General features: G+C 61.6%; 16 protein-coding genes and 3 tRNA genes. 6 read left to right on the top strand and 13 right to left on the bottom strand.

From position 1 onward, the window contains the following. Positions 1-155: 155 nt before the first annotated feature. Complete coding sequence (locus tag ABEA02_RS01845) at positions 156-668, top strand: type II secretion system protein (RefSeq protein ID WP_345531120.1); 513 nt, start codon at positions 156-158, stop codon at positions 666-668. 2 nt (positions 669-670) lie between these two features. Further along, entirely contained in the window at positions 671-1,318 is a 648-nt protein-coding gene (locus tag ABEA02_RS01840) for a type IV pilin protein (RefSeq protein ID WP_345531119.1), read from the top strand. A 17-nt stretch (positions 1,319-1,335) separates the two neighbouring features. Here the strand turns inward: ABEA02_RS01840 and moaE are convergent, their stop codons facing one another. From moaE to ABEA02_RS01815, 5 genes are read right to left on the bottom strand one after another with little or no spacing between them, the layout of a single operon-like run. Beyond that, on the bottom strand, positions 1,336-1,782 hold the full coding sequence (moaE, locus tag ABEA02_RS01835; protein ID WP_345531118.1) for a molybdopterin synthase catalytic subunit MoaE: 447 nt from the start codon (positions 1,780-1,782) through the stop codon (positions 1,336-1,338). A gap of 1 nt (position 1,783) precedes the next feature. Further along, the gene (moaD, locus tag ABEA02_RS01830; protein ID WP_345531117.1) at positions 1,784-2,032 is read right to left on the bottom strand and encodes a molybdopterin converting factor subunit 1; all 249 of its coding nucleotides are present in this window, start codon (positions 2,030-2,032) and stop codon (positions 1,784-1,786) included. Next, on the bottom strand, positions 2,029-3,213 hold the full coding sequence (locus ABEA02_RS01825) for a molybdopterin molybdotransferase MoeA (protein WP_345531116.1): 1,185 nt from the start codon (positions 3,211-3,213) through the stop codon (positions 2,029-2,031). The genes moaD and ABEA02_RS01825 overlap by 4 nt, the downstream gene beginning before the upstream one ends. An 18-nt stretch (positions 3,214-3,231) precedes the next feature. Then, entirely contained in the window at positions 3,232-3,792 is a 561-nt protein-coding gene (mobB, locus tag ABEA02_RS01820) for a molybdopterin-guanine dinucleotide biosynthesis protein B (protein WP_345531115.1), read from the bottom strand. 3 nt (positions 3,793-3,795) lie between these two features. Then, entirely contained in the window at positions 3,796-4,860 is a 1,065-nt protein-coding gene (locus ABEA02_RS01815; RefSeq protein ID WP_345531114.1) for a LacI family DNA-binding transcriptional regulator, read from the bottom strand. Positions 4,861-5,041: 181 nt separating this feature from the next. Between ABEA02_RS01815 and ABEA02_RS01810 the strand changes: the two genes are divergently transcribed. Further along, complete coding sequence (locus ABEA02_RS01810; protein WP_345531113.1) at positions 5,042-7,132, top strand: sialidase family protein; 2,091 nt, start codon at positions 5,042-5,044, stop codon at positions 7,130-7,132. A gap of 49 nt (positions 7,133-7,181) precedes the next feature. Here the strand turns inward: ABEA02_RS01810 and ABEA02_RS01805 are convergent, their stop codons facing one another. Continuing rightward, complete coding sequence (locus ABEA02_RS01805; protein ID WP_345531111.1) at positions 7,182-7,859, bottom strand: pectate lyase; 678 nt, start codon at positions 7,857-7,859, stop codon at positions 7,182-7,184. Positions 7,860-8,108: 249 nt separating this feature from the next. On the opposite strand from ABEA02_RS01805, the gene ABEA02_RS01800 reads away from it, so the two are divergent. After that, positions 8,109-8,864: a spermine/spermidine synthase domain-containing protein gene (locus tag ABEA02_RS01800; protein WP_345531110.1), complete on the top strand. Its 756-nt coding sequence runs from the start codon at positions 8,109-8,111 to the stop codon at positions 8,862-8,864. On the opposite strand, the gene ABEA02_RS01795 is transcribed toward ABEA02_RS01800, so the two are convergent. Then, entirely contained in the window at positions 8,865-10,010 is a 1,146-nt protein-coding gene (locus ABEA02_RS01795) for an ROK family transcriptional regulator (RefSeq protein ID WP_345531109.1), read from the bottom strand. A gap of 388 nt (positions 10,011-10,398) precedes the next feature. Here ABEA02_RS01795 and ABEA02_RS01790 point away from each other — a divergent pair, with 388 nt between their 5' ends. Then, entirely contained in the window at positions 10,399-10,977 is a 579-nt protein-coding gene (locus tag ABEA02_RS01790) for a hypothetical protein (RefSeq protein ID WP_345531108.1), read from the top strand. A gap of 3 nt (positions 10,978-10,980) precedes the next feature. Here the strand turns inward: ABEA02_RS01790 and ABEA02_RS01785 are convergent, their stop codons facing one another. Then, positions 10,981-12,798 carry a M61 family metallopeptidase gene (locus ABEA02_RS01785; protein WP_345531107.1) on the bottom strand — a complete coding sequence of 606 codons (1,818 nt, stop codon included), beginning with the start codon at positions 12,796-12,798 and terminating at the stop codon, positions 10,981-10,983. A 127-nt stretch (positions 12,799-12,925) separates the two neighbouring features. Between ABEA02_RS01785 and ABEA02_RS01780 the strand changes: the two genes are divergently transcribed. Next, positions 12,926-13,588: a glycine zipper domain-containing protein gene (locus ABEA02_RS01780; protein ID WP_345531106.1), complete on the top strand. Its 663-nt coding sequence runs from the start codon at positions 12,926-12,928 to the stop codon at positions 13,586-13,588. A gap of 73 nt (positions 13,589-13,661) precedes the next feature. Here the strand turns inward: ABEA02_RS01780 and ABEA02_RS01775 are convergent. The 5 genes from ABEA02_RS01775 to ABEA02_RS01755 form a co-directional block, all read right to left on the bottom strand. Then, positions 13,662-13,737 (bottom strand) — tRNA-His (locus ABEA02_RS01775). Positions 13,738-13,782: 45 nt separating this feature from the next. Then, positions 13,783-13,859, bottom strand: a tRNA-Arg gene (locus ABEA02_RS01770). A 64-nt stretch (positions 13,860-13,923) separates the two neighbouring features. Further along, positions 13,924-14,000 (bottom strand) — tRNA-Pro (locus ABEA02_RS01765). Between the two features lie 201 nt (positions 14,001-14,201). Continuing rightward, positions 14,202-14,681, bottom strand: a complete 480-nt coding sequence (locus tag ABEA02_RS01760; RefSeq protein ID WP_345531105.1) for an FKBP-type peptidyl-prolyl cis-trans isomerase — start codon at positions 14,679-14,681, stop codon at positions 14,202-14,204. Further along, positions 14,647-15,228, bottom strand: coding sequence for a peroxiredoxin (locus ABEA02_RS01755; RefSeq protein ID WP_345531104.1), 582 nt, complete (start codon positions 15,226-15,228; stop codon positions 14,647-14,649). The genes ABEA02_RS01760 and ABEA02_RS01755 overlap by 35 nt, the downstream gene beginning before the upstream one ends. Between the last annotated feature and the right edge of the window lie 121 nt (positions 15,229-15,349).

Genomic DNA, 15,349 nt, shown 5'->3' with positions numbered 1-15,349 from the left:
TTGTCTCGCGCTGCTTCTTGGCAGCAGGCATTTAGACCGCCAAGTCTACTTGAGCACCAGCCTGATCCGGTATTGCGGCACAGCACATGGACGCTGACAGGCCACGCGGGCACAATGCGCCCTCTGCTCCCACCTCTGCGCTGCCGAACGTGCCATTGATCTGCCTCCGCCCGCCCAAGGACTTCAGTTCCCAGGGGTTCAGTCCCAAAGGGTTCAGTCTTATCGAACTGCTGATCACCCTGGCCATCCTCGGCGTGCTCGCCAGCATCACGATCCCGCTGGCCCAGGTGGGCGTGCAACGCACCCGTGAACACGAACTGCGGCTGGCACTGCGCGAGATACGTGCTGCACTTGATGCCTACAAACAGGCGGCCGACCAGGGGATCATCGCCACCGAGGTCGGCTCGCCCGGCTACCCCAAAACGCTTGACGATCTGGTGCTGGGCAAGCCGGACCAGCGCAACTCCTCGGGCCGAAAGATCTACTTCCTGCGCCGCATCCCGCGCGATCCGCTGAGCGACGACCCGAGCATCCCGGATTCACAGACCTGGGGGCTGCGTTCCTACACCAGCGAGGCCAATGACCCCAAAGAGGGGGAAGAGGTCTACGACGTGTACTCGAAGTCGGAAGCCATCGGCCTCAACGGCATCCCCTACCGGCGCTGGTAAGCATGCATCTCCCTGAACGGTTTTCCGGCCGCGCAGCGGCGCATGGCTTCAGCTACATCGGCGTGATGATCGTGCTGGCTGTCATCGCACTCATCGCTGCCACCGCCGTGCAGTACGGCGCGGTAGTACAGCGACGTGAAGCCGAGGCCCAGCTGCTCGCCGTCGGGCTTGAATTCAAGCGCGCCGTCAAAGGCTATTTCGAGAACACGCCCGCAGGAATGCCAGCCGTGGCGCCCCGCTCGCTCGATGACCTGATACGCGACAAGCGATATCCGGGCGTCAAACGCTACCTGCGCCGAATCTACGCGGACCCACTGACCGGCAGTACCGACTGGGGGATCATCCGCTCACCCGAGGGCGGCATCCTCGGCGTTTACAGCAAGGCCGAAGGCGAACCTATCCGCAAAGACAACTTCCCCGACGAGTTCTTCCACTTCAAGAACAAGAAGCGCTATCGCGACTGGGTCTTCGTCTATGGCGTCGTGTGTACCGATAACGGCTGCGAACTGCCCAACCAGGACGGTCAACCCCCGGCTGCCGGCGGCATCCCGGCCGCAGGCTCACTCCCCATGGCCGGTGATCAGCAGAGTCAGCAAAACCAAGCGCAAAGCCAGGGCGCTCCGGGGCAAGGCCTGAACTTCGGGCAGTGAGTAGCTGGTCGCCCTGTTCAGCGCTGCCAGCGCGCAGCGGCCGTATCGTCCGTCTCCCGCGCATCCACCCAGTGTGCGCCGTTCGCGTCCTCTTCCTTCTTCCAGAAGGGGGCTCGCGTTTTGAGGTAATCCATGACGAACTCGCACGCAGCGAACGCTTCGCCGCGGTGCGGGCCGGACACACCGACAAACACGATCTGCTCGCCCGGCAACAAACGACCGACGCGATGGACGATGCGCACCGCAGCGATCGGCCAGCGCGACTCGGCCTCCACCGCGATCTCGTGCAAGGCACGCTCGGTCATGCCCGGGTAATGCTCCAGCGTCATGGCGAAGAGGCCGCTCTGCGATTCGCGCACGCGCCCGACAAAACTCGCCACAGCACCCACACCGGCTATCGACAGCGCGCGCACCTCGACACCCACATCGAAATCCTCGCTCTGCACACTCACCGATATGGCCATGTCAGCCTCCCGTCACCGGCGGGAAAAATGCCAGTTCATCACCCTCGGCAAGCCCATGCGCCTCGGCCACCAAGGCCTGATTGACGGCCGCCCGGATGCGTGGCGAAGCCAGACGCTGCCACTCGCCACGGCGAGCCGCCAGCAACGCGCGTGCGGCCGCGACATCGCAGCCCTCGCCCACCTCCAGAGTCTCGCCAGCCGTACCCAGCGCCTCGCGCAGGCTGGCGAAGAACAGCACCTGCACCTTCATGCGAGTCCCCCGAGCGGGATGAATTGGACGACATCGCCCTTGGCAATTGCAGTCTGCGGCGGATTGCTCACGAAACCCTCGGCCCACGCACAGGAACTCAACACCGCGCTGCCCTGATTGGGGAAGAGCTGCAGCGCTCCGTCCGCATCGACACGGACACGCAGGAACTCCCGTACTGGCACGTTCTTGCGCCAGTCGAAGGCCGCACGCAGGCTCAGCGGCCGCGGCAACACGTCGGTCATGCCCTGAAGACGCCGCAGGCAAGGGCGCACCAGCATCTGGAAAGTCACGTAACTCGAAACCGGATTGCCCGGCAAGCCGATGAAGGGCGTCTCCCCGATGCGACCCGAAGCCAGCGGCTTGCCCGGACGAATGGCCACACGCCACCTCTCCAGCGCCCCCTCTGCTTCGACAGCCGCCTTGACGTGATCCTCTTCACCTACCGACACACCGCCGCAGGTCAGCACGAGATCGCTATCGCGCGAGGCCTTGCGCAAGGCCTCACGCGTGGCGGCCAGATCGTCGGGCACGATGCCCAGACTGATTACTTCGCAACCCAACTCGGCCAACAACCCCGCCAGCATGTACTGGTTGGAGTTGTAGATGTGATCCGCAGCCAGCGGCGTTCCGGGCTCCTGCAGCTCGCTGCCGGTGAAGAATGTTGCGACGCGCAGGCGGCGATACACCGTGAGACGCGGAATGCCGATCGAAGCAGCCAGTCCCAATGCAGCCGGGCTCAAGCGCTCACCCGCGCGCAGCACGACCGCACCGCGGGCGATATCTTCGCCGCGACGGCGGATGTTTTCACCAACGCCGGGCGCGGCCTGCACGCGCACACCAGCATCGTCGACTTCACAACGCTCCTGCATCACCACGGCATCCGCACCCGGCGGAATCGCCGCACCAGTGAAGATGCGCGCCACGCTACCGGGCTGCAGCGGCTCTGCCTTGCTGCCGGCGGGGATGCGCTGACTGACGGGCAACACACCGTCGCCCAGCTCCGCCACCCGGACGGCATAACCATCCATGGCAGAATTGTCCGCGGGCGGCACGTCGATAGCCGACACGACATCGGCAGCCAGGATGCGGCCAACAGCCTCGGTCAATGGCACGCTCTCTGTTGCAGAAATGGTGGTAGCAGATGCCAGCAGGGCATCGCGCGCAGCCTCGAAACTCAGCATGTTCAATCTCTTCGGTTGTCAGGCAACAACCCCGGCCAATTGCGCGGGAATATCCAGGAAGCGTAGAACGAATTCTGCGATCGCAAGCGGATCATCAAGATCCAGACAGGGCAAACCGCAATCGACCGGCTCATTGCTGGCGACCGCCACCACGCCGGGAAAGCTGCTATGCACGAAAGGATGTCCCAAAGAGGGACGGCAGACTTCGATCTTCGGCAGATCGGCCGATTTGAAACCTTCGACCAACACGAGATCACAAGGGGCCAGCTGCGCCTTGAGCTCGGCCAGCGTCGGCTGCGGCAGGTTGCGCAGCTCGGTCATCAAGGCCCAGCGCTTTTCACCGGCCAGCATGACCTGCGATGCGCCCGCCTCACGAAGACGAAAGGAGTCCTTGCCGGGGCGGTCGATGTCAAAACCATGATGCGTGTGCTTGATCAGGGACACCTGCAGACCCGCTCCGCTGAAGATCGGTATCAGCCGCTCGATCAGTGTGGTCTTGCCTGATCCCGAATAGCCGGCGAATCCGAAAGCAGGGGCTCCCGTCCGGGCGGCCTGACCCTCACTGCGCGTCAAAGCCACTCCTCAATTTGCTACCGTACTGCCGCGCACGATCAACTGATGTTCGAACGAGGTGTTCGGCATCTCCGCGCACAAAGCGGGATAAGGCTCACCATGGCGCTCGCAGATGCGACGCACCAGCAGGCACAAAGCCGCTTCAGCCATCGCCGGCGTGTCTTGCGTCATGGTGGTCAGGGGCGGGTTGAAAAATGCACTCTGCGGATCATTGTCGATACTGACGACAGCGATGTCCTCCGGCACGCGGATACCCATACGCTGGGCCTCCAGCAACACACCAAGCGCCATGCGGTCACTGCTGACGAAGATCGCGTCGATCTTGGGATCGATTTCCAGCAGCCGACGCAATCCCTCACCACCGCCCGAGGTTTCCCAGTTGCCCTCCACGAACAGGCGCTGGCAATCGCCGAGCCCCGCCTCTTCGAGTGCCTTGCGCCAGCCAAGCACGCGCTCCGACGCCACCCAGCGATCCAGCGGGCCCGACAGGTGTGCCACACGCTTGCGCCCGAGGCCAATGAGGTGTCGCGTCGCGTTCTGTCCGCCGAGGAAGTTGTTGAAGCCCACCACGTCGATGCCGGGGCGCGGACGGGTATTGATCGCCACCATGGGCATCGGCAGACGCTCCATCGGGTAACTGTCCATCCAGGTGTGGCTGTCGCCGATATCCGGACCGGCCCAGATGACACCATCAACCTGGCGCTCGATGAGTCCGTCCATCAAGGACGTCACGTTGTCTGGCGCAAAGTCGGTGACCAGCTTGTTGAGCAAGGCATAGCCCATCTTGTCGGTTTGCTGAAGCATGCCGACATAGGCCTCGCCACACACGAGATAGCCCACCGAAGCGTTACTCACGATTCCCAGTGTGTGGCTGCGGCCGGTGTTCAGCTGGCGCGCCAGGGCGCTGGGACGGAAACCCAGCGCCTCAATGCATTGCTTCACGCGCGCCCGAGTCTCGTCGGTCACATTGGGGCTGTCATTAACAACCCGTGAGGCGGTCTGCTTTGATACGCCTGCCATCTTGGCAACGTCTGCAAGCGTGACGCGCCGGGTCAATTTTGCGCTGCTGTCCACTGTCTGGTTTCCCCGAGATCTATGGTGTGTTGTGTCTGCTGCCTGTTCCTGGTCTGCCCGGAGAACCGGGAAAACATGCGGATTATCGCCTGTTTCACGGACGTTACGGCACCCTGCAGTCCCATTCAGGGATAATCGTTGCGACTGGCGGCGCAGATCGCCAGCCTCACAGGAGACGACGATGATGCAGACGCTGTTGCGCGCCGTGGCATGCGCACTCCCCTCGTTCGCCCTCGCGGCGGCCCCAGCCCCTGCCTACGTGGCTGAGGTGCTCAATCCGGGTTTCGTCACTGGCCTCATCGAGCCAGCCAGCAGCGCACTCATCGTTGCCGGAGGCGACGCCAGCATCCTGCGCTCCCGGGATGCGCGCCAATGGCAAGCCGCGACCACAGAAGCGAAGGACGCCATCCAGCACCTTGCCGCAGGGCGCAGCCTCATCGCAGTGGGCGACAACGGCCTGATCATGCGTTCGACCGATGCGGGCGAGCACTGGCAGCGCATGGCGTCCGGTTCGTCTGCCAGCTTGCGTCAGGTCTTCAAGCTGCGCCCGGATCAGGCATGGCTGGCCGTGGGCAGCCAGGGCAGCCTGCTGCGCTCCGTCGACGATGGCATGCACTGGGAGAGCGGCTCACTCGGCAAGGCCATCACACTCAACACCATTGCACGCAGCACGCGCGGCAGCCTGTTGGTAGGCGGCGAGGAAGGCACGATCCTGCGTTCCAGCGACGAGGGGCAAAGCTGGCAGCTGGTCCAGTCGCGCGATCGCAACACGCCCCCTGTCACGCGTTTCATCAACGCCGGCAGGAGCCTTCTTGCAGCCAGTGCCAAGGGACGACTATGGCGCTCCAGTGATGACGGGCTCAGCTGGAAACTGATCCAGACGGCATCACAGGGCTACGTCACGGATGCCGTCTTCGACGCGGCCCACCAACGCTGGGTACTGGCCACGCACAGTGGCGACGTGCTGCTGGGCGACGCGGAGGGCAAACAGTGGCAGCGTCGCGTGGTGAAGGCCGGAGTGCAACTGTCGGCCTTGAGCTATGACGAAGGCCGTCGCTGCGTGGTCGGCGCTGGTCTCGGTGGTCTTGTTGCGCGCTCGGATGACGGCGGCCGCAGCTGGCACAGCAGCCTGTTGCCCGAGCAACCTAGCTTCCAGACCCTGCTGCATGACCGGCAACGCCAGCTGCACATCGCCGCCGGCGATGAAGGCGCGCTCTACCAGTCACACGACAGCGGCCGCACCTGGCAACGCCTGCGCGCCAACCAGGGGGAATATCTGGTTGCACTGGCAGCCTTACCCGACAGCCCGGTGGTCGTGGCCCTCGGCGATGCGGGCGCAATCGCCCGCTCAGACGACGCCGGTCAGACCTGGCAGACCGTGCCAGTGCGCTTCCCGGACGAACGCTATCCCGCAGGCTTCAAAGCCGTACTGCATGTGCCCGGCACACAGAGCTTCATCACGGCAGGCCCGCCCGGCACCATCATGCGTTCGGGCGACGCAGGCCGCAGCTGGCAAATCGTGCACCACACCCCCTTCGAGCAGGCCGAGGGCTTCTACGCGATGTTTGCCGATCCCGCACGCGAGCAGTTCTTCACACTGGAAATGCATGGTTACGTCTACCGCTCACGCGATGGCGGCGAGCACTGGGAGAAGCGCGGCCTGTCGCATGACGAAGATCTCTTCCGCAACGGGTTGGTCTCGGCAAAGACCGGCAGCATCCTGCTCTACGGCAAGGGCCGCAGCCTGCGTCGCAGCACCGATGGCGGCGACACCTGGCAGGCTGTACAACTTGATAACCCTGCGAATGTGTTCGCAAGCCATGCAGACCCTGAGACCGGCACGCTATGGCTGGCGGGCGAAGACGGCGTGATCCTGCGCAGTGACGACGACGGCCTGCACTGGCGCCGCATCGTCTCGGACGTGACTACCGTGCTGCTGGCTTTCCAGTTCGATGCACGCACCGGCGCTCTGCTACTTGTCGGTCGTGGCGGCACGATCCTGCGTCAGGCACCCGGGCAAAGCGACTGGCAAAAGATCGCCGCGGGCACCGATGAAGACCTGCGCGTACCACTTGTCGAGCCCGGAACAGACCACATCGTGCTCATCGGTCGTGGCGGCAGCATCCTGCGTTCGCAGAACGGAGGGTTGAACTGGCAAGCGCTGGAAAGTCATACCGCCGCGCATTTTCGCAATGCAATCTTCCACCCGCAAAGTGGCGCACTGATTGCCATCGGCCAGCGCATCGTGCGCCTGGCTCCCGTCCAGCCATAAAAAACACGGCCCGCAGGCCGTGTTCTTCACTGTCCGTAGAAACAACGGATCAGAAGTTGGTGACGCCCGAAGAAGTACACTTGCCCGCTGCGTAGCCAATACAGATCGTCGGCACGTTACGGATGCGGCTGTTCTTCAGCGAAGCCACGCTGGTCGGGCTGTCGGTACGGAACACCCCCTCCTTCAGGTTCGAGATGTCGCAGCCACTGACGTTGATCGTCGTCTTGAAGGTCTTGCCGCCGTTCTGACGATAGAACTTGGCAGCGCCATCGAGGATGCAGTTGGTCACGGTGATCGTGCCTTCCGCATTTTGCTGGATGAACTTGTCTTCGCCAGCCTTGCCGGTGATGTTCTTCAGCGTTACGTTACCGGCTTTCTTCACCGAGAATGCGTCTTCTCCGATGTCGGTCCAGGTGATGTTGTCCAGCGTGCCGCCATACCATGAATGGATGCCATCGGCGCCGTTCTTGCCGATGATGACGTTCTTCAGCGTCGCGCCGTTCATGATGCGGAAGTAGGCCTTCTGGGCTTCGCCCTGGCTGCCATCACCGAGTGCCGAGGTGCCGTTGAAGGTCTTGCAACCGCCGTCATAGGTGCCGCCGTCGATCTTGATTGTTTCAGCAACCGGCACCGAACCGGTGGACTTGCACGATGCCCCCGTTGCAGCAAAGGTGGCGGAAGAAGCGAGCGCCAGAGCCACGGCACCGACGATGTACTTCATGTTCATCTTTAGTCTCCTTGATGTTGTCTGCTTGGAATTTTTCTGCGGGCCACACAAACCCTGTGCTGCAACACCCCTCTGCGGGCGGATGCCAAGTCTGGTTGGCTGGGCGAACTCTCTAGTTCGGCCAAAGTCACGTCAATCTGCAGCGCAAGGTGATCTGGCAAATTTGACCGGGACGCCAAATAAATACAGGTCGAACGTGAAATACAGCCACTTCATGTAGAGTCGCCTTCCTTTGCGGTGCGTTTCACCATGCCATCCACCTCCATCGACATCAGCGAAGAAGACGGCGTCCGCTACCTGCATTTCGGCTCGGAATGGGTGCAGGGCGCCATGCGTATCCGCCGCCCCGTGGACCTTGAACTGGCCTATACACGCGAAATGATGGCGGGCCTTTTGCTGCGCGACGCGACGCGTTGGCCGAAAAAGATCCTGCTGATTGGCCTCGGCGCCGCATCGCTGACCAAGTTCTGTTACTGGAAGCTGCCGCACAGCAAGCTACGCGTCGTCGAAATCGATGCCGAGGTCGTCGCGGCAGCGCGCCACTTCTTCAAAATGCCGGACACGGATCGGCGACTCGGCATCACGATTGGGGATGGCGTGGAATACATCTGTCAGGATGGCCCCGCGTTCGACTACATCCTCGTCGATGGCTACGACGAGAATGCTCGTGTCGGCGCACTGGACTCGCTCCCTTTCTATCAGGCCTGCCGCGCAAGACTGGCGCCTGAAGGCCTCGTCAGCGTGAACCTGTTCGGGCGCAGCAACCGTTACGGCCCCAGCCTCAAACGCCTGGCTGAGGCCTTCGACGGACGCACACTGGCTTTCCCCTCATGCGACAGCGGAAATGTCGTAGCCTTTGCGGGCAACACCAGCACCACGGTCGAACTCGCCCAGCTAAAGGAGCGCGCAGCCGCATTGCGTACCAACACGGGGCTGGATCTGCGCCCAACGGTCAAGCGGCTGGTAGCCTCAGGCCTCGTCGAAGACGGCCTGCTACGGATCTGATCAGACGGGACGAACGAACTGATGCAACACCAAGGCGGTCGCACCTACGGCGACGGCCTGCAAACCGAAGCGCGCAACAGTCACTGGCGGCGGTTTGACGAGGCTGCCCTGCACCTGGTTCTTCAGCTCGGCCTCTACTTCCGCCAACCAGCCTGGCGTGAGCATGCGCGCGACACCACCGCCAAGCACGATATGCGCGGGGTCAAAAGTCGCCCACAGGTTGTGGATCAACACAGCAAGAAACTGGGCGCCTTCACGTGCCACGGCAGTTGCTTCCGGCTCGCCGGCTTGCACGCGGCTGAAGAAGATTTCTTCACTGACGCCCAAGCGGCCCGCCATCGCAGCCATGCCGATGGATGCATTGGCTGACGCCGTACGACCATTCAGGACGAGTTGCTGATTGCCGACGTCTCCGGCGAAGCCACCATGCCCACTCAACAAGCGCCCAGAAATGAAAACGCCTGCGCCGATATTGCTACCCAGATGAATGAACAGCAGTGGCTCATCGACGTCGTCGCAAGAGAACTCCACTTCACCCAGCGCGGCAATTCCCGAACGCCGCTGCACGAAAATCGGCAGATCATGCAGGCCGTGTGCAACCAGTGCCTTGCGCAGCACTTCGCGCATCGGCACATCTTTCCAACCGAAATTGGGCGAATAGTGCAGCACGCCACTGCTTGCGTGCACGGGCCCCGGCACACCTACACCCACACCGAGTGTTCGGCGCCCCATTGCACTGACCGCCGTAACCACTTCGGCAATCAATGCGACCACTTCGGCCACCACGCCATCAAGATCCCGTGTCGAAAGTTTGCGAACGCGCGAGACGATGACATCACCGGTCAGGTTGGTCGCGACGACCTCGATGGCATTCACCGTCACATCGACACCCAGCAGTGCCAGGCGTTCCGTATCGAGGCGAAGAGGCGTGGGACGGCGGCCAATGCTGCCCGTCGCGAGCGCCTCGTCTTCGGTCAGCCAGCCCTCGTCGATGAGCTCCTGAACCAGCTGACTGACGGTCGATTTCGTCAGGCCAGTCACTTCCGACAAATCTGCGCGTGACAAGCCAGGCTCGCCACGGATCAACCGGATAAGCGCCATACGGTTGATGTTCTTCAGGAAACTCTGATCACCGGCAATTGCCACACATCTCTCCAAGGTCGCGCCCCAGCGGTGGGTGCATCCCGCCGGGCCGACTGCCGCATCGACAAAATATTTTTTGAACAACGCTATGCTGCTGACAATCCGCCGATGATTGTAGCTGCATTGTCACGGCCAGTGCAGGCCCCATTGCAGCACGCTGGCAGCCCGTAAACGCCCTTGGCGCCGCGCGTCAGCACGCTGAAATGACAGCATCCTTGCCAACGAGCGACTGCCTCTTTGTCATAAAGATCAACGCAATCCTGGCACACCTGAATCTGACGCTTCGACGCGATCCGCCACTGCAATCCAATGCAGCGCTCTCGATGCAGAGATACGCTTGACGCGGGGCATGTCGCGGTAAAATTTCCGTATCGATCTCATGGCGAGCAAAGTGACGAACACCACCCACAACAGTCGTAATCTGCAACCCAGCCAAGCCGTATTCCCAGGCGACCACTTGCAGCGCAAGTCGCGCATCGCGTTCATTTGCGGACTTACCGGCTTGATTGTCAGCATCCCGGTCTATGCCTATGCCACCCCGCTGTGGCTCGCTACATCCAGACTGGAGGGCGCCGCGTTCTCGCTCGCCGCACTGGGCTTTGGCTTGTTGCTGGTAGCAGGCCCGCTGCTCGCCATCGGCGGTTTGCTGACCGCGCTGTTCATGCGTACCGAGAGCATCTTCCTGAAGCGCAGTCACGCGTCAAGGGGAGATCGTCCCCTGCTCGCACTGGCGGCTCTCGTCACCGCCTTGCCAGCGCTGCTGGCCTGCTATCCCCCGCTCAAAGCACTGTCCACAGGGCAAATCCGCTACAAGTTCCCTGCCACCGAAGTCAGCCAGCACTTTGACCCTCTCGGCTACTGGCAAGGAATCGCCTTCTGGTTCATGGGAGCCACCGCACTTGGCTGGCTCGCCTTCGCGTTCTGGCGCTCACGCTGGCGTAAGCACAAGGCCCTGCGCCAGCCAGGCTAGCCCTTACTCGGCACGTAGCCAGTCGTCGCGCAAACGCTGCACGGCGGCGCTGACCTTCGGCTGGCGGATCAATACGTACTCGTCATTCCTCGGCGCTGCGAATGTCAATCGGGTCTGCATCAACTCATCGCGCCGGAAGAACTGTACTTCCAGCTTGTCGCCGACACCGTAGCGCAGCAACAGGCTTTCAAGATTGCTGCCCGTGACACGCAATCCATCAATCGCGACAAGCTCGTCACCGGCTGACAAGCCAGCACGTTGCGCGCTGCCACCGTCGATCACATGCGTAAGCTTCAGCGCACCACCATCCGCCTTGGTCCGGATGCCAATACCCGAGAGCAGATTGCCACGCTTGCGTTCCAGCCCGACGCCTACCGCAGCGAGCAGTTTGTCAAAGGGCACATCGACCGTCCCTTCAGCCCATGCTGCGATCTGACGGCTCACATCGACACCCGTCGCCGCTTTCACGATTGCCGGCATCGCACCTTCTTCCACCCCAAGACCTGCGAGATATACGTGCTGCCAGAGATGGCGCATCACATCGTCGAGCGAACGCTTGCCTTGCGTCGCGGCACGGATGCTCAGGTCCAAGCCCGCCGCGATCAAGGCGCCCTTGGTGTAATAGCTGACGATGGCGTTCGGACTGTTCTCATCCTGGCGGTAATACTTGGTCCATGCATCGAAAGACGACTCCGCTACGCTCTGACGCAAACGCCCCGGCGTGCGCTCCACGCCCGAGATGGTCCTGGCAAGGATTCCAAGGTAATCCGCTTGCGAAATGACACCGCTGCGCACAAGGATCAGATCGTCGTAATACGAGGTAAAGCCCTCAAATACCCACAGCAGGCGCGTGTAGTTCTCGACATCCAGCCGATAAGGCAGGAAGGCCGCGGGTTTGATGCGTTTGACGTTCCAGGAGTGAAAATACTCGTGGCTGCATAGTCCCAGAAAACCGCGATAACGCTCATCAATGCTGCTGACACCGGGCACCGGCAAATCGTTGCGCGAGCACAGCAGCGCCGTGGAGCTGCGATGCTCCAACCCACCGTAACCTTCACCAACAGCCATCACCTGAAACAGGAAGCGCGAAAACGGCGCTTTGCCACCGAACATGTCGATCTGCGCCTGGCAGATCTTCTGCAGATCGGCCGCCAGGCGCTTCTCGTCAAAGCGAACCCGGCCTGTCACCGCCACCTGGTGCGGCACGCCCCCAGCATTGAAACGCAGCAAGCGGAACATTCCCATCTCAACCGGGTGATCCACCAACTCGTCGTAATCGGCAGCGGCGTAAAGACCGAATCCCCCGACACGCGCGGCGCCCTTGAGCCCCTGCGCAGTACCAAGCGTCGTTGCGACACGCCAGTCCTTGAAGGCCTCACCTGCCGGATGCACCAGCTCAACCAGGTGACGAGCATGCTCACGCCCCGCAACCTGCAGAAACAGCTGCGTGCCATTGAAAAAACCATGGGTTTGATCCAGGTGTGCGCAGCGAACGGACAAGTCCCACGCGTAGACCGTCATCTCCACTTCCAGCGCCTGGCCAGCTCGCAGACGCGCCGTCTGCCAGGCGTGCTTGTCGAGCTTGTTCAATGCGATGCGCTTGCCAGCCTGCCGCGCCGCAATGCTGACGATGTTCTTTGCGAACTCGCGGATCATGTAACTGCCTGGAATCCAGACAGGCAAACTCAGCTTCTGGCCCGCCTCATCAGGGTCAGGCACCAACAGGCGTACGCGGAACAGGTGGGCTGCCGCATCGGCCACTTCGACTGTGTAACGCAGTGCCGACGGCACAGACGGCTTCTTCGAGGAAGGCTTCTTCATTTCAACCCGCATTGGAACCAGACATAGGGATTATGGCGCCTATGCCCCGCCCATGCAGGCATGGGAACTTGATCGGGGGCGCCAAATCAATACACTCTCCAGAATCAACAGCTCCGGAGGTCACCACATGAACCTGCGTCCCGCCGCTCTCGCCCTCTGCCTGCCAGCCGCCGCGCTGCTCCAAGCGGGCTGCGCCGAGCTCAATACCAAGACCGGCAGTACCGCACTGGGTGCCGCCATCGGCTGCGTCGCGGGTGCGGCAACGGCCAAACTGACCAAGAACGATGCCGCACTCGGTTGCGCGGCCGGTGCCGTCGTCGGCGGCGCCGTCGGCTACATGCGCGCCCGCAACCTTGAAGTCGAGGAAGCCAAGACAGCAACCAACCAGGTCGCCGCCGATGTACCAGGCGCCAAGGCCACGCCAGTGCAGACTCAAAGTATCCAGGTGCTGGACAAGCAAACCAAGAAGACTGAAACCGTGCAGGCCTTCCGCACCGTATCCGTCGATATCCCTCTGAACCAGCTCGACACGAACGAAGGCAAGGCCGCCATGCGCAAGCTTGAAGCTTATGCCGCCAAAACAGCCGATACGCGTGCCGACACCATTGAGTTCCAGGTCGCCAACCCGCCTGCCCGTGGCGCACGAGCTGTGAAGGTGACACAGAAGGAAAGCATCGAGGTCGCCGGCAAAGGCAAGGTCAAACGGGTCGAAGTCATCGACCCGCAGGTTCCGGCTGGCTTTCAGCGGGTGACCATCGAAGCGAAGAACCAGAGCCACATTGAAGTGTGACGCGGCGAGGTATCACGGCACGGATACAGAAATAGAAATGCAAAAGCCCGGCCAGAGGCCGGGCTTTTTTGTTTGGGGCGACATACCGGGATCGAACCGGTGACACTTGGAATCACAATCCAATGCTCTACCGACTGAGCTAATGCCGCCACTGGGTACTACAAAACCTGTTCAACGTCGGTACTACGAATTCTTGGCCTGCCCGAAGGGAATCGAACCCCTAACCTACGGCTTAGAAGGCCGTTGCTCTATCCAGTTGAGCTACGGGCAGTTCTGGCTCGCGGTCCTTCGACAGCTCTCGGGTCGCCGCTCCCGCACTCACTTGCCGGGAACCTTGGTCGGGGTGAGAGGATTCGAACCTCCGACATCTTGCTCCCAAAGCAAGCGCGCTACCGGACTGCGCTACACCCCGAGGAGGGCGAATTCTATGTGAATCGATGCAGCGCGTCAAACGTTTGTGACGACTTCCGCGCCCTCTTCTACTGCCATGAAAAGATTCTCGGAGAAATCCTGGCGAGCGGGTCCAGGTCGAAATGAGGAGCGGAGACGTACGCTAGTACGTTGAGCGCCGGAATTTCGAGATTGGCCCGCGCAGTAGCTTGATCCGTGAAGTTCAGTGGTGATGGCCGTGGGGACCGTGCACATGCCCGTGGGTGATTTCTTCCAGCGTAGCCTGACGCACTTCCGCCACTGTAATGCTGAACACCAACGCCGTGCCCGCAAGGGGATGGTTACCGTCGACGACAACCTTGCCGTCCTCAATGTCGGTAATGCGGAAGATCAGATCCTCCTCGCCGTCCTCACCCACTCGCTCGAAAGCCATGCCGACTTCGATATCGGGCGGGAAGAGCTGGGCGTCTTCGATCATCACCAGACTCTCGTCGTACTCGCCAAACGCATCGTCCGGCTGCAGCTTGATCTCAAGCTTTTCGCCAAGTTTCTTGCCGTGCAGGCCTTCCTCAATCAACAGAAAAATGCCGTCGTAGCCCCCATGCAGGTAGACCAACGGCTGCTTGCCTTCGTCCACCACGTTGCCGTCCGGATCACGAACCGTGTAATCAAGCGTTACGACGGTGTTCTTGACGATTTCCATGCTCACTCCTGGTCAGTTCTTTCAATGATTGCAGCACCGCTGCCAGGTGTTCTCGTGAGCCCGCATCCTGAAACACGCGGTGAATCACACCGTCGCGCCGGATGATGAAGGTTTTCCGTTGCACCGAAGCCTTTGGCACCCCACCGATCTCCTGTTGGTGCCAGACGCCGTAGAGACGGCAAGCCTCAGCATCTTCATCGGAGAGCAGCCGCATGGACAGGCCGTGCTCGTCCCGGAAATCCGCGTGCCGCAGACAGTCGTCAAGGCTGACCCCTACCACTTCAGCATCACAGTCCATGAACTCCGATTCATGATCGGAATACAGGATGGACTGCTGGGTGCTCGACGGCATGCCGTCACGGGGATAGAAGTACAGCACGACGTTGTGTCGGCTCAACGCTTCCCGCAGGTCAAACATTTCCATGTCTGCGTCCGGCAGGGAAAAAAGCGGCGCGGGGCTTCCGGTGGTCAATTCGGCGACCATGCCATGCGTAGTCGATTGTACGCTGGAGAGCGTCCGCTGCGAACGGTTCGAGTCGAGTTCCATCAGTCGCGCCATTGAAATCTCCCAGGGGCTTTCTCTTGAGATAGTCAACGACACGGCGAGAGACAAGTTTATTGCGCAGCCATTCCACAATCCTTCACGATCACGCCGTCTGTCACATTTT

The sequence above is a fragment of the Viridibacterium curvum genome (assembly GCF_039544165.1).
GTDB classification, from domain to species: Bacteria; Pseudomonadota; Gammaproteobacteria; order Burkholderiales; family Rhodocyclaceae; genus Viridibacterium; species Viridibacterium curvum.
The sequence above is the reverse complement of the archived record's forward strand: the minus strand, read 5'-3'. Positions and strand labels throughout refer to the sequence as shown.